Origin of the sequence: Actinoplanes siamensis, assembly GCF_016862395.1 — a bacterium.
Classification (GTDB): Bacteria; Actinomycetota; Actinomycetes; order Mycobacteriales; family Micromonosporaceae; genus Actinoplanes; species Actinoplanes siamensis.
This window is the reverse complement of record NZ_BOMW01000033.1, coordinates 49,246-68,495: the sequence shown is the minus strand read 5'-3', so window position 1 is coordinate 68,495 and position 19,250 is coordinate 49,246. Positions and strand designations below refer to the sequence as shown.

23 protein-coding genes are annotated in these 19,250 nt (G+C 69.6%); all 23 read right to left on the bottom strand.

What is annotated here, in order from left to right; genetic code table 11:
* Positions 1 to 34: 34 nt before the first annotated feature.
* The gene (locus Asi03nite_RS17870; RefSeq protein WP_203681123.1) at positions 35 to 262 is read right to left on the bottom strand and encodes a hypothetical protein; all 228 of its coding nucleotides are present in this window, start codon (positions 260 to 262) and stop codon (positions 35 to 37) included.
* Positions 259 to 1,848, bottom strand: coding sequence for a hypothetical protein (locus Asi03nite_RS17865; protein ID WP_239102757.1), 1,590 nt, complete (start codon positions 1,846 to 1,848; stop codon positions 259 to 261). The genes Asi03nite_RS17870 and Asi03nite_RS17865 overlap by 4 nt, the downstream gene beginning before the upstream one ends.
* On the bottom strand, positions 1,838 to 3,880 hold the full coding sequence (locus tag Asi03nite_RS17860; RefSeq protein ID WP_203681119.1) for a flagellar biosynthesis protein FlhA: 2,043 nt from the start codon (positions 3,878 to 3,880) through the stop codon (positions 1,838 to 1,840). The genes Asi03nite_RS17865 and Asi03nite_RS17860 overlap by 11 nt, the downstream gene beginning before the upstream one ends.
* A 366-nt stretch (positions 3,881 to 4,246) precedes the next feature.
* Positions 4,247 to 5,332 (bottom strand): EscU/YscU/HrcU family type III secretion system export apparatus switch protein, encoded by a 1,086-nt coding sequence (locus Asi03nite_RS17855; RefSeq protein ID WP_203681118.1) that lies wholly within the window; start codon positions 5,330 to 5,332, stop codon positions 4,247 to 4,249.
* 118 nt (positions 5,333 to 5,450) lie between these two features.
* Positions 5,451 to 6,215, bottom strand: a complete 765-nt coding sequence (locus tag Asi03nite_RS17850; RefSeq protein WP_203681117.1) for a flagellar biosynthetic protein FliR — start codon at positions 6,213 to 6,215, stop codon at positions 5,451 to 5,453.
* Complete coding sequence (gene fliP, locus Asi03nite_RS17845) at positions 6,212 to 7,153, bottom strand: flagellar type III secretion system pore protein FliP (protein ID WP_203681116.1); 942 nt, start codon at positions 7,151 to 7,153, stop codon at positions 6,212 to 6,214. The genes Asi03nite_RS17850 and fliP overlap by 4 nt, the downstream gene beginning before the upstream one ends.
* A gap of 4 nt (positions 7,154 to 7,157) precedes the next feature.
* On the bottom strand, positions 7,158 to 7,592 hold the full coding sequence (locus Asi03nite_RS17840; protein WP_203681115.1) for a flagellar biosynthetic protein FliO: 435 nt from the start codon (positions 7,590 to 7,592) through the stop codon (positions 7,158 to 7,160).
* A gap of 11 nt (positions 7,593 to 7,603) precedes the next feature.
* A complete protein-coding gene (gene fliN, locus Asi03nite_RS17835; protein ID WP_203681114.1) occupies positions 7,604 to 8,368 on the bottom strand; it encodes a flagellar motor switch protein FliN in 765 nt (254 codons plus the stop codon).
* Positions 8,365 to 9,354 (bottom strand): flagellar motor switch protein FliM, encoded by a 990-nt coding sequence (locus Asi03nite_RS17830; RefSeq protein ID WP_239102756.1) that lies wholly within the window; start codon positions 9,352 to 9,354, stop codon positions 8,365 to 8,367. Before Asi03nite_RS17830 ends, fliN begins: the two co-directional genes overlap by 4 nt.
* Before the next feature lie 75 nt (positions 9,355 to 9,429).
* A complete protein-coding gene (locus Asi03nite_RS17825; protein ID WP_203681113.1) occupies positions 9,430 to 9,885 on the bottom strand; it encodes a flagellar basal body-associated FliL family protein in 456 nt (151 codons plus the stop codon).
* A gap of 15 nt (positions 9,886 to 9,900) precedes the next feature.
* Positions 9,901 to 10,983 (bottom strand): flagellar motor protein MotB, encoded by a 1,083-nt coding sequence (locus tag Asi03nite_RS17820; protein WP_203681111.1) that lies wholly within the window; start codon positions 10,981 to 10,983, stop codon positions 9,901 to 9,903.
* Positions 10,984 to 10,987: 4 nt separating this feature from the next.
* On the bottom strand, positions 10,988 to 11,779 hold the full coding sequence (locus Asi03nite_RS17815; RefSeq protein WP_203681109.1) for a flagellar motor protein: 792 nt from the start codon (positions 11,777 to 11,779) through the stop codon (positions 10,988 to 10,990).
* Entirely contained in the window at positions 11,779 to 12,060 is a 282-nt protein-coding gene (locus Asi03nite_RS17810; protein WP_203681107.1) for a flagellar FlbD family protein, read from the bottom strand. The genes Asi03nite_RS17815 and Asi03nite_RS17810 overlap by 1 nt, the downstream gene beginning before the upstream one ends.
* A 205-nt stretch (positions 12,061 to 12,265) precedes the next feature.
* Positions 12,266 to 13,540: a flagellar hook protein FlgE gene (locus Asi03nite_RS17805; RefSeq protein WP_203681105.1), complete on the bottom strand. Its 1,275-nt coding sequence runs from the start codon at positions 13,538 to 13,540 to the stop codon at positions 12,266 to 12,268.
* 53 nt (positions 13,541 to 13,593) lie between these two features.
* The gene (locus Asi03nite_RS17800) at positions 13,594 to 14,040 is read right to left on the bottom strand and encodes a flagellar hook assembly protein FlgD (protein ID WP_203681103.1); all 447 of its coding nucleotides are present in this window, start codon (positions 14,038 to 14,040) and stop codon (positions 13,594 to 13,596) included.
* A gap of 151 nt (positions 14,041 to 14,191) precedes the next feature.
* Positions 14,192 to 14,680: a hypothetical protein gene (locus Asi03nite_RS17795; RefSeq protein WP_203681101.1), complete on the bottom strand. Its 489-nt coding sequence runs from the start codon at positions 14,678 to 14,680 to the stop codon at positions 14,192 to 14,194.
* A 7-nt stretch (positions 14,681 to 14,687) separates the two neighbouring features.
* A complete protein-coding gene (locus Asi03nite_RS17790) occupies positions 14,688 to 15,050 on the bottom strand; it encodes a response regulator (RefSeq protein WP_203681099.1) in 363 nt (120 codons plus the stop codon).
* Entirely contained in the window at positions 15,047 to 15,532 is a 486-nt protein-coding gene (locus Asi03nite_RS17785; RefSeq protein ID WP_122981433.1) for a chemotaxis protein CheX, read from the bottom strand. Before Asi03nite_RS17785 ends, Asi03nite_RS17790 begins: the two co-directional genes overlap by 4 nt.
* Positions 15,529 to 15,924: a response regulator gene (locus Asi03nite_RS17780; RefSeq protein WP_122981434.1), complete on the bottom strand. Its 396-nt coding sequence runs from the start codon at positions 15,922 to 15,924 to the stop codon at positions 15,529 to 15,531. Before Asi03nite_RS17780 ends, Asi03nite_RS17785 begins: the two co-directional genes overlap by 4 nt.
* Entirely contained in the window at positions 15,921 to 16,766 is an 846-nt protein-coding gene (locus Asi03nite_RS17775) for a CheR family methyltransferase (RefSeq protein ID WP_203681097.1), read from the bottom strand. The genes Asi03nite_RS17780 and Asi03nite_RS17775 overlap by 4 nt, the downstream gene beginning before the upstream one ends.
* Complete coding sequence (locus Asi03nite_RS17770; protein WP_203681095.1) at positions 16,763 to 17,926, bottom strand: protein-glutamate methylesterase/protein-glutamine glutaminase; 1,164 nt, start codon at positions 17,924 to 17,926, stop codon at positions 16,763 to 16,765. The genes Asi03nite_RS17775 and Asi03nite_RS17770 overlap by 4 nt, the downstream gene beginning before the upstream one ends.
* 13 nt (positions 17,927 to 17,939) lie before the next feature.
* Positions 17,940 to 18,812, bottom strand: coding sequence for a hypothetical protein (locus tag Asi03nite_RS17765; RefSeq protein WP_203681093.1), 873 nt, complete (start codon positions 18,810 to 18,812; stop codon positions 17,940 to 17,942).
* Positions 18,812 to 19,249: a chemotaxis protein CheW gene (locus tag Asi03nite_RS17760; protein ID WP_093619555.1), complete on the bottom strand. Its 438-nt coding sequence runs from the start codon at positions 19,247 to 19,249 to the stop codon at positions 18,812 to 18,814. The genes Asi03nite_RS17765 and Asi03nite_RS17760 overlap by 1 nt, the downstream gene beginning before the upstream one ends.
* Between the last annotated feature and the right edge of the window lies 1 nt (position 19,250).

Below are 19,250 nucleotides of genomic sequence, written 5' to 3'. Positions count from 1 at the left end.
ATCGGTGCCGCCCCTCGCGAGGGGCGGCACCGGATCACTCGGCGTCCATCGGTTTCGGCTCGACCGGCGTCGCCGGGGTCTCCTCGGTCACGCCGTAACCGGAGGTGAGGAGGCGGAACGCGGCCAGCAGGAGGGCCGCGATCGGCACCGCGATCAGGAACCGGATCAGCACCTGGGTGAGCTCCAGCTGATCGACGAGCAGGCGGTACCACGCCGGCAGGCTGATCAGCAGCGCGAAGACCAGGACGGCCGGCCGGATCATCGCCGGGCGGTACGGGTGGCCCGGCGCGGCGAGGCGGCGGCCGGCATCAACTCGGCGGCGATCCGCGCACACAGCATCGCGGCCCACGCGTGCGGGGTGGCCGGCTTGCCGTCCAGCGAGAAGATCGGCACGTCCAGCCCGAGCACCGACGCCGGGTCCGAGGTGAGCTCCACGCTGTGCACCACGAGCGCCTCGACCTCGCCGAGGTTACGCAGGTGGCGCGCGGTGTCCGCGGTCTTGCGGGTGGCGTCCACGACGGCCCAGAGCGCTGTCGCGCCGAGCGCGTCGCACATCTCGTTGACCCAGAACTCGTCGGTGCCGCCGACCGGCGCGTCGATCACCACGATCCACGGGTGGTCCGAGGCCTGCAGCTTGTCGGCGCGGGACTCGGCAGCGGTCGGGCTGGAGATCAGCCGGGACGAGTGCAGCCCGGTGCCGGCCGTGGACGGCGCCGCCAGCAGCAGGTGCGTCTGGTCCACGTGGATCTGTTCCAGCAGGTGCTTGGCGATCGGCACCGCCGTGTGCACCTCGCCGGCCAGCACCAGGATCTCGCCGGGGCCGTCCGGGATGCCTGGCGCGGCCGGGCGGGACGCCAGCACGCTCAGCACCCCGGCGTAGGTGTCACCCCCGGTGATCTGCCGGGCCATCTCCTCGGGCATGCCGACGGCTATCAGGTTGCGCTGTACCGGGTCCAGGTCGCCGGCCTTGGCGGCGGCCGGAACGGGAACGGGCTTGAGCTCGGGCGGCGGTGGCGGGGCCGCGGCCGGCGAGACCGGGGCCGGCTCCTCCTGCAGGCCGTAAACCTCGGCGGCGGACCGGATCGGGGGCGTCGGCGCGGTCTGGAACGCGGCCCGGGGCGGCGCCGACGCGGGCTCCGCGGGCCGGATCGGCGCGGGGGCCGCGCTGTGCGGGACGGCCCGGCGGGCCGAATGCGGCGCCGGTGGCGGCTCCTCGGTGGCCGAGGCGGCGGCCGGCGCCGGTGAGACCGGGCCGGCGGGCGCCGGCGTGGCGGGACGCGCCGGGAGCGCGGCCGGCAGACTCGGCCGGCTGCCCACGTTGACCGGAGCCTCGCTCGCGGTGGCCGGGGTGAACGGTCGTACCGCCGGATCCGCCGGCTGCCGGACCCGGTGACCGGTCCGGGCCGTCTCACCGAGATGGCTGGCCACGTCGAGGCCGGCCATCAGCTCGGCGAAGGCCGCGCCGGTGTCCCCGATGCCGGCTTCCCGGCCCTCCTGCTGGCCCAGCCGGTCGCCGAGCCCGGGCGCCGGGCCGAGCCGGGGCGCGGAGGGCCGTCCCGGCGGCGCGGCAGTTCCCGGGTCGGTGCCGAACCGGTCCCGGGACTCGGCCTGTTCCAGCAGGCGTTCCAGTGGATTTGCGCCGGTCTCGGCGACTGTCTGTTGCGGCATGTCCTCACTGTCCTCCTGTGCGTCCGGTACCTCGACGGAGAGCTCGTAGTGCTGCTTCGCGAAGAAGCCTCCGATGCCACCGCTTCGTACCTTGTCGGCGGAGATGATCCGGACGCGCGAGCCGAACTCGTCACGTACCTGAGCCAGTAGCGGCTCGATGGCCGGTCCCTCAAGCAGCACCCGCGTAGGCACCGTTCACCACCCCTATCGTCTCGATCTGTGCGGTGGAACCAGAGATCTCGCTGTACGACAGCACCTGCACCCGGCGGGAACCGGCTCGCAGCAGTCGCATCAGCGGCAACCGCAGTTGCGGCGAGCAGGCCAGGACCGGGTTGAGGCCCTGCTGCTCGGCGGCCTCGGCGAGCCGGCTGGCCTCGCTGACGATCGCCTCGGCACGCATGCCGTCGATCGCCATGAAAGCGCCGTTCTCGCTGGGCCGCAGTGATTCGAGCAGGCTCTGCTCGAGCATCGGGTCGAGCGTGATCACGGTGAGCCGGCCGGCCGTCGCGTACTGGGCGGCGATGGCCGGTCCCAGCGCGCTGCGCGCGGCCTCGACCAGGCCGTCGTGGTCCACCGAGAGCTTGGCGCGCAGCGACAGCGCCTCGAAGATCCGCACCAGGTCGCGGATCGGCACGCCCTCGTCGAGCATCGCCTGCAGCACCTTCTGGATCTGGCCCAGGCTGAGCAGGCCCGGGGTCAGCTCCTCGACCACCACCGGGTGGGTGCGCTTGACCATCTCGGTCAGGGCGCGGACGTCCTCCCGGCCGAGCAGCCGGCTGGCGTTGCCGCGGACCACCTCGGCGAGATGCGTGATGATCACCGACGCCCGGTCCACCACCGTCGCGCCGGAGAGCTCCGCCTGGTAGTGCAGCTCGGCCGGGACCCACTTGCCGGCCAGGCCGAAGACCGGTTCGACGCCGGCCCTGCCGGGCAGCGCCTGCAGTCCCTCGCCGATCGCCAGGACGGTGCCCGGCGGCGCCTGCCCGGAGCCGGCGTCGACGCCGGAGATCCGGATGGCGTACGACGACAGCGGCAGGTCCAGGTCGTCCCGGGTCCGCACCGGTGGCATGATCACGCCCAACTCCAGTGCCATCTTGCGGCGCAGCGCGCGCACCCGGTCGAGCAGGTCGCCGCTGCCCGGGTCGACCAGGTCCACCAGGTCCGGCGCGAGCGCCAGCTCCAGCGGGTCGATCCGCATCTCGCCGAGCAGTTGCTCGGGCGAGTCGGCGGCGGGCATCTCGACCGCCTCGGCGACCGGCGCGGCGTCCTCCGGGATCGGCTCCTTGACGCGCTGGGCGATCACCAGCACCACCACGCCGACCAGCAGGAACGGCACCTTGGGCAGGCCCGGGATGACGCAGAGCGCCAGGGCCGCGGCGCCGCCGATGCGCAGTGCCAGCCGGTTCTGCGCGAGTTGCGTGGTGACGCTGGAGCCCATGTCCCCGGAGGTGGCCGAACGGGTCACGATCAGACCGGTGGCCACCGAGAGCAGCAGCGCCGGCACCTGGGAGACCAGGCCGTCACCGATGCTCAGCATGCTGAACTGGTTCATCGCGTCGGCCGGCGCCAGGCCGTGCTGCAGGATGCCGACCGCGAAGCCGCCGATCAGGTTGATCAGCGTGATGATGATGGCCGCGATGGCGTCGCCCTTGACGAACTTGGAGCCGCCGTCCATCGCCCCGTAGAAATCGGCCTCGGCGGCCACCTCGGCGCGGCGCTTCCTCGCCGTGGCCTCGTCGATCAGGCCGGCGTTCAGGTCGGCGTCGATAGCCATCTGCTTGCCGGGCATCGCGTCGAGGGTGAACCGGGCGCCGACCTCGGCGACCCGCTCCGCGCCCTTGGTCACCACGATCATCTGGACGATCACCAGGATCGAGAAGATCACCAGGCCGATGACCAGGTTGCCCCCGACGACGAAGCTGCCGAACGCGTGGATCACCTTGCCGGCGTCGCCGTCGCGCAGCACCAGCCGGGTGGCGCTGATGTTGAGCGCCAGCCGGAACAGCGTCATCACCAGCAGCAGCGCCGGGAACACCGCGAAGTCCAGTGGCCTCTGGACGAACATGCTGGTCAGCAGGACCAGCAGAGCGACAGTGATGTTGAGTGCGATGAACAGGTCGAGCAGGAAGGTCGGCAGCGGGACGACCATCATGATGATGATGCCGATGACCCCGATGGGCACGGCGAGTTTGCTGAGGTTCCGGTTTTTCACGACACCTCCGCTCGGCGTTCCGTCGCCGTCACTGGGACCCCTGTGGCACCGCCACGCCCCGATCTTCCCTGCTAACCACCCACGATGTGAGGAAATCTCCCGAATTTTCGGTTACGTCATAGGTGAGGCCGCCGACACGCCGTCGCCGCAGGCCGGCGTGGCGCCTCAGACCGGCGGCCGCGCAAGCCGGCGTTGCTGCTCAGACCGGCCGCGGCACGGGCCGGCGTGGCTGCTCAGACCGGCCGCGGCACGGGCCGGCGTGGCTGCTCAGACGGGCCACGGCACGGGCTGGCGTGGCTGCTCGAGCCGGCGGCGCAAGCCGGCCCGACCACTCGAGCCGGCGGCGACTCGGACCGGCGTGGTGGCTCAGACCGGCGTGGGGCTGGGGTTGCGGTGCAGTCCCGCCGCCGACCCGCGCGCCTTGAGGCTCATCACGAACGCCAGCACCCGTGCCACCGCCCCGAAGAACTCCGCCGGGATCTCCTGCCCGACCTGGCACCCGGAGTCGAGCGCCCGGGCCAGCGCCACGTCCTGCACCATCGGTACCCGGTTCTCGGTGGCCAGCTCGCGGATCTTGGCGGCCAGCGGCCCCTTGCCCTTGGCGACCACCCGCGGAGCGCCCTTCTCCGGCTCGTAGCGCAACGCCACCGCGACGTGCACCGGGTTCACCACCACCACGTCCGCGGTCGGCACGTCGGCCATCTGCCGGTTGCGTGACATGGCCATCTGCCGGGCCCGGATCTGCGCCTTGATCAGCGGATCGCCCTCGGTGTTCTTGTTCTCCTGCTTGACCTCTTCCTTGGTCATCCGCAGTTGCTTCTGGGTCCGCCGACGCACCACGAAGTAGTCCGCGGCGGCCATCGCGATGCCGGCGATCGCGGCGGCCCGGATCAGCGAGATCACCGCGTCCGTGACGATCCCGAGCAGCGCGGTCAGCGGCAGCCGGCCCGCGGTCATCAGCCGCGGCACGATGTCCTTCAGCGTCATGTAGAGCACCGCGCCCAGCACCACGGTCTTGAACAGCGACTTGGTGAGCTCCCAGAGGGCCTGCGGGCCGACCATCTTCTTCAGGCCGGTGAACGGGTTGAGCCGGTTGAACTTCGGGATGAACAGCTTGGTCGCGACCCGGATGCCACCCTGCGCGGCGGCCGCCGCGATGCCGACCGCCATCATCGTGAGCGCCAGCGGCGCCACCGCCCAGGCCGCGCCGAACAACCCCTCCTTGAGGATGGCCAGGGCCTTGGCCGGCTCCGGGCGGGTGATGACGTCCGGCACCTTGCCGATCAGCTCCTCGGCGTGCTCCATCGCCTGCCCCAGGGTGCGGGGCAGCAGCATGCTGGCGGCCAGCATGCCGAACCAGGCGCCGAGGTCGGGCGTACGCCCGATCTGCCCTTCCTGTTTCGCCTTCTTGAGCCGTTGCTGTGTCGGTTGCTCGGTCTTCTCCCCGGACACCTACACCCCCCTTGCGCCCCGCGCCTGGACCACCACCGAGCCGGACCACCACGACGACCGCGGCCTGGTCCCTCGACCACCACCGAGCCGGACCACCACGACCACCGCAACCGGCGCCTCAACCGCCACTGAGCCGCACCACCGCGGCGACCGCCCGCTCGACGAGGGTGTGCAGCACACCCGGGAGCATCGCGATGGCCAGGCCGGAAAGGGTGACCAACAGGAAGATCTTGACCGGGAAGCCGAGCTGGAACGCGTTCAGCGCGGGCGCCACCCGGTTCAACAGGCCGAGCGCCACGTCGGCGAGGAACAGCACGCAGATCAGCGGCCCGGCGATCTGCAGCGCGGCCAGGAACATCTCGCCCAGCCCGCTGACCAGCAACCGGCTGAACGTCTCCATCGAGAACGAGCTGTTCAGCGGCAACGTGCGGAAACTCTGCATGAACCCGCGCAGGATCAGCTGGTGCCCGTCGCTGGCGAAGAGCAGGGTGACCGCGATCAGGTTGTAGAAGCGTCCGAAGATCGAGCTCTGACTGAAACCCAACGGGTCGTACGCGGTCGCCAGCGTGAACCCGCCGAACAGGTCGAGCAGGTCACCGGCGGCCTGCAGGGCGGCGAACAGCAGCGCGGTGAGGAACCCGAGGCCGAACCCGACGAAGAGCTGTAGCACGATGCTGGCGATCAGCGCCGGGGTCTCCAGCGGCGGCAGGGAGCTCTGCAGGTAGGGCGCCATCGGCAGCGCTATCGCCACCGAGAACAGCGCCTTCACCTGCACCGGGATGAGCCGCGAGCTGAACGGCGGGCAGATCGCCATCCACGCGCCGGTCCGGCAGGCGCCCAGCATGATCGCCAGGAGCTCGGCGATCGGTACGTGGTAGTTCATGCCTGGTACGAGCCGACCAGCGCCGTGATGATCAAACTCCATCCGTTGACCAGCACGAACAGCAGCAGTTTGAACGGCAGGGAGACGGTCACCGGGGGCAGCATCATCATGCCCAGCGACATCAGCGAGGCCGAGACCACCAGGTCGATGATCAGGAACGGGATGAAGATGACGAACCCGATGATGAACGCGGCGCGCAGCTCGGAGAGCACGAACGCGGGCACCAGCGTGGTCAGCGGCACCTCGTCCTTGTTCGCCGGCTGGGGCTGGCCGGACACCTTGATCAGCAGGGCGAGCTCTTCCTCCCGGGTGGTGGTGTACATGAACTCGCGCAGCGGCTGGACGCCGTCGTGGAACGCCTGCGACTGGGTCTTCTCACCCTTGAGGTAGGGCTGCACGCCTGCCTGGTTCATCGCGGAGACGGTCGGGGCCATGATGAAAAGGCTCAGGAACAGCGCCAGGCCGGCGATCACCTGGTTGGGCGGCATCGTGGTCAGGCCCAGCGCGTTGCGGGTGATCCCGAGGACCATGAAGACCTTCGTGAAGCTCGTGCAGAGCAGCAGCACGGCCGGCGCCACCGTGAGCAGTGTGAGACCGAGAAGGATCACCAGGCTCGCGGCCGGGCGGCTGCCGTCCGGATTCGTGCCGTTGACGTTGACGTTGATGCTCGGCGGCGAGGGCGCGGGCGCCTCCGGCACCAGCCTGGGTGCTCGCGGCAGGAACTTCGCCGCCGGGCGCGCGGGCGCCTCCGGCGCGATCTGCGGTACGCCCGCGGGCGCGCGAGCCCCCGCCTCGGGCGCCGCCGTCGCCGGTGCGGACAGCGCCAGAGCCAGGCCCGCCGCCACGAAGAGCAGGACGATCACGCGTCGCAGCGCCGGCCCGGCCAGGCCTCTCCGACCCTCGTCCGGGTCGCCGCGACGCTCGGTGCAGTCAGTCATGGCACTATCGCCTCGTCGTTCGCTCGCGCAGGAACTCCAGGGTCGAGTTCCAGGTCTTCGGCGACAGGATCGAGCCGTGCCGCACCGGCCCGCCCGTCGCGGGGTGCCGCACCGGCAGGGCCGTCCCGCCCAGCTCGATCACCTCGACCGGCTCGACCACCAGGCGGTCCCGGTGCTCGGGCGGCTCGGGCTCGAACAGCTCCAACTCGGCCTCGCCCAGGTAACTGATCTGCTGGTCGGTGACACCGAGGACGACCGCCCGGTCGGCGACCCGGACCACGGCCACCGCCGCGTTCCGGCTCAGTTGCTGCCGGTTGAGCACCGCCAGCGGGCCGTGCCCGCGACCACCGAACGGGCGCCGCAGCGCCCGGGCCAGCCCCCACATCATGAACAGCACGATGAACAGGGAGAAGGCGACCTGGAGGAGGACCCGGAACAAGGTGGTGACTCCTACTCGGCACCGGGCGAGACGATCTCGGTGATCCGGATGCCGAAGTTCTCGTCCACCACGACCACCTCGCCGCGGGCGATCAGCCGGCCGTTGACCAGCAGATCGGCCGGGCTGCCGGCGGCCCGGTCCAGCTCGACGATCGCGCCCGGGGTCAGCGAGAGCAGTTCCCGGACGCTCATCCTGGTCCGGCCCAGCTCGGCGGAGACCTCCATCTCCACGTCGTGGAGCATGTCCAGGCCGCCACCGCGGGACGGCGCCGCGGGCGCCCGCTGGGCCACCCCTCCCCCGCCTGCGGCCGCGGCCACCAGCGGATCCTCGCCGGGCCACGGGCTCAGCGCCAGCGCGAGCACCGCCCGTACGTCCTCGTCGTCGCGCAGCGGGATGGCGACCGCGCCCTCCTTGGCGGCCAGTGCGCTGATCGCGACCTGCGGGTCCATCACCTGGCCCGGGTCGAGGACCACCGGCCCGAAGACCCGGGAGGCCGCCTCCAGGGCGGGCCGGACGGCCGCGGTCAGGTCCAGCTCGCCGAGCGGGCTCTCCTTGAGCGCGTCCGCGAGGTCCTGGCCGACCACCACGACGACCTCGCCGCTGGCCGCGCCGGTAAAGCGCGCGGTGACCGCCTGTCCCGCGATCGCCGTCCCGGCGTCGGGCGCCACCGGATCGCCGGCGACCAGGGCACGGCTGGTCGGCAGGACGGCCAGCGCGGCGTCGGCGGCGCTGCGGGCGAGGATCATCTGCGGCGCGGTGATGGTGGGGGCGGTCATGAGCGGCCAGACTCCTTGGACGAGTTCTCGTTGGGCGACGGCACGACGAGACAGGCCAGCCGCGCGCCCTGATTGCCGGGAACGGCATGCGCGAAGACGGTGTCGTTCACGGTTACCTCAAGCGGCCGACTGGTCATGTGCCCGAGCGGCACGACGTCACCCGGACGTAGATCCACGATGTCATCGGTACGCATCCGAATGGGGTGGAATCGCACTGCTACGTCGATCGGAGCGGCGGAAAGTCCGGCGGTGAGGTTGCGCAGCGCCTTGTCCTTGGCCTGCCGCTCGGCAGCGCTCAGCACGATCGTCTCCTGCCTGGAGAGCACCGGCAGGATGGTGTTGAACGGCAGGCAGATCGTGGCGATGCACTCCTCGGCGCCGATCTTGGTCTCGAACGAGGCGACCACTACCGCGTCGCCGGGCGCGTGCGCGCGCAGGAACTGCGCGTTGTACTCGATCTCCTTGAGGTGCGGCTGGATGTCCACCAGGCTCTCGAAGCCGTAGCGCAGCTCGCCGAGCATCCGCTCCATCAGGCCGCGCAGCAGCGGCATCTCCACCTCGGTGAGCGGCCGCTCGGGCTGGGCGCCGCCGGGGCCGCCGAGCATGTGGTCGATGGCGGTCATCACCGCGGACTGGGCGATCTCCAGCAGTACCGTGCCCGGCAGCGGGTCGAGGGCGACCACCCCGATGATCGTGGGATTGGCCAGCGAGGCCACGTACTCGTCGTAGTTGAGCTGCTCGATCGAGATGAGCGAGACGTTGCTGACCGCGCGCAGGCGGGTGGTCAGCAGGGTCCCACAGCTGCGGGCGTACGTCTCGAAGGCGATCTGCAGAGTGCGGACGTGCTCACGGGAGAGTTTGATCGGCCGCCGGAAGTCGTACGCCGTCGGCCCTCCGCTTTGGCCACGACGCGACATCTTGCCAGGGGTGCGTGCGGTGGTGGTCACGTCGTCCTGATCGGCGGGCTTCGCGAACCGCTGAGTCATGGGGCCGTTTTCTGCCCCCGATACACGTCTGGGCGGGCCTCCCCGAAGAGACCCGCCCAGACCGCCGCCCGGCCGTTACTGCGTCACGAAGGAGGTGTAGTAGATGTCCATGACCTCCTGCGTGCCGTCCACCGTGTAGGCCTTGACCAGCTTGGCCACCAGCTCCGCCTTGATCTTCGCGCGGCCCTCGTCGGTGGAGAGCTCGGCCACCGTCCTGCCGGTGTACTCGTCGATCGCCAGCTCGTACGCCTCGCTCAGGTCGACCGCCTCCGAGCCGGTGTCCTTGGTCTGCAGCAGGGCGAATCCGAGCTTGAGGTAGTGCCCGTCGGCGAGGTTCACCGTGATGGTGTTCTCCGCCGCGGTGACGATGCCCTTCTCCGGCGTCTTCGCCTCGGCCTTGTCGCCCTTGAGCATGAAGAACGCCCCGGCTCCACCGCCGCCCAGCACCACCAGTGCCAGGGCGATGACGATCATCATCATCTTGTTCGACTTCTTCGGCGCTTCCGCGGCCGCGTCCTTCTCGTCTGCCATCAGAACTCCCCCCGGTCAGTTGTGCGTGTCAGCGGTGATCAGCGTGCTGTTGGTGCCGGTCGCCGGGTCCGACGTGCCGGTCGTGCCGGTGCTCCCGGAGGCGTTGTCCGCCTCCGCCTTCTTGGCCGCGGCCTCCGCGGCGGCCTTGGCCTGCGCGGTGGTCTGGCCGGTGTGCAGCTTGCCGTCCTGGCCGGCCGCCGCGGGCAGCAGCGCCGCCTGGTCGGCGGTGAGCATGGTCAGCACGACCACGTCCACCCGGCGGTTCATCGTGATCGACCGTGGGTCCTTCGGGTCGATCAGCGGCTTGGTGTCGGAGAAGCCGACCGCGCTGAGCCGCTTCTTCGGGATGCCGTGCGAGGTGAAGTACCGGACCGTGGTGGAGGCCCGCGCCGAGGAGAGCTCCCAGCCGCTCGGGTAGTACTTGGTCTTCGTGTTCAGCTGGTTGGTGTTGCCGTCCACCTCGATCTTGTTCGGCAGCTTCGCCAGCGTCGGAGCGATCGCGCCGAGGATCTTCGCGCCGGTCGGGCGGAGGTCCGCCCGGTCGCCGGCGAAGACGACCTCGTTGGTCACCACGGTGATGATCAGACCGCGCTGGTCGATCGTGAACTTCACGTTGTTGAGCAGCTTCGCGGCGGCCAGGGCGTCCGAGATCTTGTTCTCGATCGCCTTCATGTTGTCGGCTTCCGCGGCCGCCTTCTCGGCGTTCGCGGAGGCCTTCTTGCGGTCCTCGGCCCGCACCGCCCGCTCGACCGCCTCCTTCTGCTTCTGGTTCAGGCCCTCGGTCCCGGAGGAGCCGTCACCCGGGTTGGAGCCCGGGTCGATCTGCACGATCTGGGCGTTGTTCGAAGCGCCGTCCAGCGGTGCGTAGTTGCCGGTGAAAGCGGCGCTCTTGGCACCGAAGCCCGCCGAGAGGCCCTGCGCCAGCTGGGCGAACTTCTTCTGGTTGACGTCACTCATCGAGAACAGGACGACGAAGAGGACGAACAGCAGGGTGAGCATGTCCGCGTACGACACGAGCCAGCGCTCGTGGTTGACGTGCTCCTCGTGCTCCTCATGGCCCTTCTTCTTGCGCTTGGCGCCCCCGCCACCGGAACTCATCTGATCAGGCCGCCTTCTTCGAGGAGGCCGCGGCCTCAGCCTTCTTCATCTCGTCCGGCGGAAGCAGGCTGCGCAGCTTCTGGGCCACCAGACGCGGGTTCGAGCCGGCCTGGATCGCCAGGACACCGTCGATCACCAGCTCCATCTCCTCGGCCTCGACCGCGCTGAGCCGCGTCAGGCGAGCCGCCATCGGGAGCCAGATGATGTTCGCGCTCAGCACGCCCCACAGGGTGGCGACGAACGCCGCGGAGATCGAGTGGCCCAGGGTCTCGGGCTTGTCGAGGTTCTCCAGCACGTGCACCAGGCCCATGACCGTGCCGATGATGCCGATCGTCGGGGCGTAGCCGCCCATGTTCTCGAAGAACTTCTTGGCCGCGTTGTCGGCCTTCTTCTTCGCGGCGACCTCGGCGTGCAGGATGTCGTGCAGCTCGTCCGGGTCGGTGCCGTCGATGGCCAGCTGCAGACCGCGCTTGAGGAACGGGTGATCGACCGTCTTGACCGCGTCCTCGAGGGCCAGCAGGCCCTCGCGGCGGGCCCGCTCGGCCAGCTTCACGACGTTGTCGAGCAGCTGGGTCGGCGGCGTCACCTTGGCGGTGAAGGCCTTCTTCAGCACCCCGACGAACCCGGTCGCGTCCTTGAGGACACCGCCGGCCATGGCGGCCGCGAAGGCGCCGCCGAAGACCAGCAGCATCGACGGGATCAGCAGGATGGAGGCCGGCGAGCCACCTTCCAGGATCTGGACGGTGAAGACGATCGCCAGGCCGGCGAGCACTCCGACGATGGTTGAGATGTCCATCAGCGTTCCTTCCGGTGCAGCGGGAGCACCTTGGCGTCGAGCTCGTCGTCATCCGACGAGGAGTGGGCAGCCGTGGGCTCGGGCTCCATACGGCTCGCCTGGGCGATGAGCGAGGCGCGGTAGTGACGCACCGAGTCGATGAATTCGGGCACCGACTCGGCGATGACGTACTTGGTGCCGTCCACCAGGGTGACGACCGTGTCGGGCGTGCAGTCCACACGCTCGACCAGGTCCGGGTTCAGCGCGAACACGGCACCGTTGATGCGAGTTACGAGGATCAAGACTGTTCCGTCCTTGGGTCGTCCTGGGCTGGTGTCGGGCCCTCCGTGGCCCTACGCCTAGTACTTCGGCCCGACCTCGGTTGCCGATGAGATCGAGGTGGTCGCTTTCCGGGTGCGAGCTGCCGCGCTCCGGCGCGCACACGACAGCGGCCGGGGCGGGCACGGATGCCCGCCCCGGCCGCCGGCCGAGAGACTGCTGCTACGACTAACGCTTCATGCTGACGAGCTCCTGGAGCAGCTCGTCGGAGGTCGTGATGATTTTGGAGTTGGCCTGGAAGCCGCGTTGGGCCACGACGAGGTTCGTGAACTCCTGGGCGAGGTCGACGTTCGACATCTCCAGGGAGCCGCTGATCACCTGGCCCATGCCGGCGCTGCCGGGCTGGCCCACCTGGGCGTACCCGGAGTTGACACTGCTGCGGTACAGCGAGTTGCCGACCTTCTCCAGGCCGTTGACGTTCTTGAAGGTGGCCATGGCGACCTGCCCGAGCGTCTGCTTCAGGCCGTTGCTGTAGACGCCGACGATCTCACCGGTGTCCGAGACGGTGTACGCCAGCGAGGTGAGCGCGCCGGCGGTCTGGCCGTCGGTGGAGAACACCCGCGCGTCGGTCGCGCCCGAGTACATGGTGACATCTGCCAGGTTGAGCTTGTAGTCACCGATGATCAGGTCGCCGTCCTTGTTCAGCGCGCCGCCGCTGGACGTGTCGGAGTTCGCGACGATCGCCTTTCCGCTGGTCAGGTCGAGGCCGTCGGCGACCTTGGCGAGCGAGTTGTTCTCCTCGTCGAAGAGCTCGACGTCCCACGTCGTGTCCGGGACCGTGTTCCTGTCCCGCTGCGGGTCGACGGTACGGGTGAACTTGGCGGTCACCGTGTGCGTCGCGCCCTTCTCGTCGAAGACCTTCACCGGAACCGAGATCACGGCCTCGGCGGCCAGCTTGTTCTCCGGGTAGTCGCTGGTCAGGTTGCCCTTCAGCATGATCGAGCTGGTCTTCGCCGGCGGGATGGTGGCGCCGATCGGCATCTTGATGTCGCCCGGCTGGCCCTGGGTGTTGACCACGCCGTCGACAGCGGTCCAGCCCTGCACCGGCTCACCGGTGGTGCTGACCAGCGTGCCGTTGGCGTCGAAGAAGAACGATCCGGCCCGGGTGTAGAGCTGCTCGTTGCCGCTGCGGGTGATGAAGAAGCCGTCGCCCTGGATCATCATGTCGCCGGACTTGCCGGTGGTCTGGGCGGAGCCCTGGCTGAAGTTCGAGGTGATGCCGGCGACCCGGACACCGAGACCGACCTGCGCCGGGTTGGTGCCGCCCATGCCGCCCTGCGGCGAGCCGGCCGCGCCGATCATCTGGCTCAGGGTGTCCTCGAACTGGACCGAGGAGGCCTTGTAGCCAACCGTGTTGACGTTCGCGATGTTGTTACCGGTGACGTCCATCATCTGCTGGTGCGCGTGCAGGCCACTGATACCGGAGTAGAGAGAACGCAGCATAAAAGATCGTCCTTAAAGATCGGGGAAACGGAACTACGAATCGGGCGGTCTTATCAGGCGGTCTGCTGAATCTCCGTGACCTTGGACAGCTCCACATCCGTGTTCCCGACCTTGAGGGTCGGTTCGCTGTCTCCGTTGAGCTTCGCCGCGGACACGACCCCGGTCTGCGTCTGACCGAGCGCGTCCTGGTACGTGACGGTCTTGCCGACCAGCATGCTGGCGCTGGTCATCCGCTGGCCCTTCATCATGCTGATCATGTCTTCCAGCTTCTCGACCTGGGTGAACTGCGCGGTCTGCGCGAGGAACTGGGTCGAGTCCGCCGGGTTCGACGGGTCCTGGTACTTCAACTGGGCCACCAGCAGCTTCAAGAAGGTGTCCTTGTCACCCAGGTCCTTGCTCTTGGCCTGCTGCTTCGCGGCTTCCGCCTTGAGTGCGGCGGCCGCCTGCGCGGCTTCCGAAGAGGCGCCGTTGGCGCCGATTCCAGAGGTCGGGGAGGTCATTGGCTTCTCCTGTCCCTTGGCGAGCTCAACCTAAGCTTCGGCCCGGTCCAGGATTTGCTTAGCCACAAAAAAGCGGGCCCACCGGGAAGGTGGGCCCGCTACCGGAGATCTTCAGATGGTCCGCGCCGGCGGGCGCGGTCGTGCCGCGGCCTCAGGGCGCCAGCGACAGGCTGAGCTTGCCCTTGCCGTACCGGCTCACCTCGACCATCAGGTCCAGCCGGCGGCCCAGCGCGAGCAGCACCGCACGGGCGTCGCCCGGCAGCTCCATGCCCGGGTAGATCACCTGGTAGAGCTTGACGTGCGGCGCGCCCTCCCGGTTGAGCAGGCTGGTGAAGATGTTGCACAACTCGAAGACGTTCTCCGCCAGGTTCGGGAAGAGCTGCTTCTCGTCGATGCTGTCCTCGGCGGCGCCGGCCGGCAGCAGGCCGAGCGCGGCGCCGGCATTGGCCGCCAGGCTCAGCTGCATGCCCATGGTCGCGTAGATCTTCTGGTTGGCGTCGGTGAAGATGGCGACCGTGGCGGTCCGGACCTCTTCCGCGCTGAGCGGTTCACCGGGGCTGACCGTGACCTCACGGCCGAGGAGGTCCTCGAACAGATTTCGTACGGCTAAAGAGCCGGGAAGAACCGAGACGTCTGACATGTCGCAATCATCCCAAAATAGGAGCGAAGACTTCGTCGAATCGCTCAGCGGTGAAGGGTTTGACGATGAAGAAGGCGGAACCGGCGGCCTCCGCGGCGGTCTTCATCTCGGGCGTGCACTCCGAGGTGACGAAGCCGAACTTGACGTTGTTGCCGGCCGCCCGGAGCTGCCGCAGGACCTCGATGCCCGTCATGTGCGGCATGTTCCAGTCGGAGATGACCAGATCCGGCTGCTCGGCCGTGGTCTTGTCGAAGGCCTCCTGGCCGTCGGCTGCCTCAACCAGGTCGTGGTCGCCGAAACCGGCCTGCCGCAGGGTACGTACGACGATCTGCCGCATCACCCGGCTGTCATCGGCGATGAGGATCTTCATGCACCCTCCTCCTTCGTGTCGGTGCTGCTCTGCCACATCGAAATGGACACCGGCTCGCCTTCCCAGAGTCCATAGACGCCGCTGATGCGTTCGGTGTTCGGGAAACGCGCCGAGGCCTCCGGCGCGAGCACAACTTGCGGGAGCGACAGCTGCGCCCCCGGCGGGAGCATCGCCTTGACGTTGCCGCCGACGATGTTCGCCAGTTCGCCGAGCGTGTCGGAGATGTCCTCCTCGCTGACCTCGTCCAGCTCCATGGCCAGGAAGGCGGCCGCGGCACGCTGGGCGGCGGCCCGGGAGGACGCGTACACGACGTGCCCGTTCCAGGATCCGGTGATCGAGACCGAGGAGTGCACCTCGGAGGGCTGGTTCTCGTCGTACGTCTGCATCAGCGGGCTCACGCCCTCCGGGTCCAGGTACGACTCCCAGACCTGTTCCACCATCTCAGCGAGGTCGTTCTCGTCTACCTCGACTTCGACGCTCATGAGTTCGCTCCGGTCGGGACGAGGCCCAGCAGGGCCAGCTTTTCGATCATGGCGCCCTCGGTGAAGGGCTTGATCACGTACTCGTGGGCGCCCGCGGCGAGCGCCCGTACGATCTGGCTCTGTTCGCTCTCGGTGGTGACCATCACCAGCGTCATCTCACGCAGCCGCGGATCGGCCCGGACCTTCGTGACGAACTCGAGCCCGTTCATGTTCGGCATGTTCCAGTCGATGAGGGCCACTTCCGGCACCTCCGTCATGTCGGCGAGCAGGTCGAGCGCCTCCTTGCCGTCGCCGGCCTCCACCGCCTCGAAGTTGAGCTTCGTGACGATGCGCTTGAGGATCATGCGCATCGCGCGCGAGTCGTCGATCACCATGGCGCGCATCGGCGTCATCCCCTTCTCCCGGCGCCCGCGGGCACCGCATTACGGATTCGGTAGGCGGATGTGCGGCCGGCGGCCACCCGCTCGTAGTTGTCGTCGATCCCGATCGTGGTCTCGGCCGCGCCGAGGAACAGCCAGCCGTCCGGGCGGAGCAGCTTGGCGGCGTTCTGCAGCACCTGCCGTTTGGTCGCGACGTCGAAGTAGATGAGGACGTTGCGCAGGAAGATCACGTCGAACGGCTGCATCGGCGGGAACGGCGCGGTCAGGCTCATGTGCTTGAACGAGACGTTGCGGCGCAACGCCGGGATGATCCGCCAGTGCGCGCCGGCCCGCTCGAAGTACTGCACCAACTGGGTGGCCGGCAGGCCACGGTTGACCTCGACCTGGCTGTACTCGCCCTTCTCGGCGCGCTCGATCATCGCGGTGGAGATGTCGGTGCCCTGGATCTCGTAGGACCAGCCGGCCGGCAACGCCTCCTGCAGCGTGATCGCCAGGCTGTACGCCTCCTGGCCACTGGAACTGGCCGCAGACCAGAACCGCAGCTTGCGCCCGGCCGAGCGGGACTTCACCAGCTCGGGCAGCACCACGTCGGTGAGCGCGGTGAACGGCTCCCGGTCCCGGAACCAGGACGTCTCGTTGGTGGTCAGCGCGTCGATGATCTTGCGTTGGAACTGGGGGTTCGGCCGGCGCTGCAGGTCGGCCAGGAACTCGTTGACGTTGGCCGCCCCGATCGCCCGCGCCACCGGGATCAGCCGAGCCTCGACCAGGTATTCCTTGCCGGGAGCCAGGACGATCGAGGCCTCCCGGCGGACCATGTTGGAGACGAACGCGAAATCCGACTGGGAGAGCGTCATCGCGCCACCGCCGGGGAACGCCCGACCCGGACCCGGTTGAGCAGGGCGCCCGCGATCCGGTCGAGGGGCAGGATCTCGTCCGCCAGCCCGGCGCCGGCCACGGCGCCGGGCATGCCCCAGACCACCGAGCTCGCCTCGTCCTGTGCCAAGATCTCGGCGCCCGCGTCGCGTAGCACTTTCGCACCACCCCGTCCGTCTTGTCCCATTCCTGTGAGCACGGCGGCGAATGCCGTGCCGCCGTACAGAGCCGCCACCGACCGGAACATCACGTCCACGGCCGGCCGGCAGGAGTTCTCCTGTGGTGCGTTGCTGAGCTGGGTGAGCGTCGCGGTGCCCCGGCGGTTGAAGATCAGGTGCCGGTCGCCCGGGGCGATGTAGACCGTGCCGGCCGCGAGCTCCATGCCGTCGCCGGCCTCCACCACCCTCAGCGGGGTGCTGCGGTCCAGGCGCTCGGCGAACATCTTGGTGAAGACGGGGGGCATGTGCTGGGTGATCACCACCGGCACCGGCAGGTCGGCCGGGAGGCCGAGCAGCACCTTGGTGAGCGCGTCCGGTCCGCCGGTGGAGGAGCCGATGGCCAGGATGTCGATCCGGCCCTGCGTGCCGCGGCGGGTGGCCGGGCGGACCGGGGCCGGGCCCACGGTCGCCGGGCGGGCCGCGCTGGCCGGGGGCAGGCCGGGCCGCGCCGGCAGGGCGCCGGGCCGGGCGCCGGCGGCCGGGACCGGGCCGCGCGGCGGCGCCGCGGCCGGTGGCCGGCGTCGGCCGCCGAGTGCTTGGATCTTCGGTACGAGCTGCTCCCGCACCGCCGCGATGGACTCCTTCACCGAACCCACGTTGCTGGGCTTGGTGACGTAGTCGGTGGCACCCGCGGAGAGCGCCTCCAGCGTGGCGCTGGCACCCGCCGCGGACAGCGTGCTGAACATGATCACGGGCAGTACGGCGTGCCGTTTTCGCAGTTCACGCACGGCTTCGATGCCGTTCATCTCCGGCATCTCGATGTCCATGGTGACCACGTCGGGTTTGAGCTGATCGATCTTGGCCTGGGCCAGCAGGCCGTTCGCCGCGGTGCCGACCACCTGGATGCCCGGCGCCTCCCCGAGAGCGTCGACGATCAGCCGACGGACCACCACGGAATCGTCGACGACGAGAACCGAGATCATTCGACCACTCCCTTCAAGCGAGCCAGGCCGGACCGAGCGCCGCGACGACCGGTGCGAGCAGCCGGTGCGCCGTTGCGGTGTCCAGCAGATCGCGGACCACCAGCGCCTGGACGGCGCCGCTGAGCATGTTCCAGACCCCGCCGGCCCGGTCGGCCAGCGAGATGCCGGCTGTGTCCACCGCCTGCACCAGCAGCATCTGTGCTGCCGCCGCGGTGCGGACCCGGTCCGAGAGGTAAGCCGCCCAGGACGCCGAGTGCACGGCGGGCGACCAGCCCGCGGTGTTGCGCCGGGCGTCGTCGGCAGCAGTCGCGACCCGCTCCCGGTCCTCCGGTCGCAGCGTGCGCAACCGGTCCAGCAACGCCGAGACGACGTAGTGATGCGGCCCCAGGTCGATCGGGGCGCCCGCGGGCAGCTTCCGCAGAGCCGACACCCAGCCGGCGCCGAGCCGGCGGCGGCTGTCGTCGTCCAGCACCTCGCGCAGGTAGCTGGCCACCGCGGCGTCACAGAGCAGCGCTGTCGCCGAGGCCGCCTCCTCGCTCTGCCGGGCGGCCCGGCCGGTGCCCTCCCAGGTCCACGACATCACGTCGTAGCGAAGGCAGGTCAGCAGCGAGTCCACCGAGCCGATCGGCGCCCGCTCGACCAGAGCGAGGTTGCCCGCCGGATCGTCCTTCGACATGCCCTTGAGGCTGGGCATCCGGCGGGCAGCGCTCTCCACCTCGACCCAGAGCGGGCCCCGGACGCCCTCGTCCGGGAGCCGCTCGGCGAGCACCGGCAGGTCGGCGCGCTGTAGGCGCAGCGCGCGCAACACCACGTCGGCCGCCGCCGACCCGCCCGGCAGGCGGGTCAAGTCGAAGCCCAGGACGGGGGCGCTGACCAGGCTGTACATCAGTTGGTGGCGCGGTACGTGTCGACCGCCTGATTGACGTCGAGGGCCAGCATCAGCCGCCCGTCCAGCTTGAACGTGCCCACCACCAGCTCCCGGGTGGGTCCGCTGAGCGTGTCCGGCGGCGGCTCGAAGGTCTCGTCGTCCAGGTCGACCACCTCACCGATCTTGTCCACCAGCAGGCTCACCGGCTCGCCGTCACCGCGCAGGATCACGTTCATCACCGGACCCTGCAGCGCCTGCCGGGCCAGCCCCAGCTGGACCCGCAGGTCGACCGCCGCGATCACCTGGCCACGCAGGTTGAACAGGCCGCCGACGGCCGGCGGGGCGAGCGGCACCGGGGTGTACTCGTTGTACGAGAGCACCTCCTGCACCGTGTGCACCTCGACGCCGAAGAGCTGGCCGTCCACCTCGAAGGTGGCAAACTGACGACTCGCCATG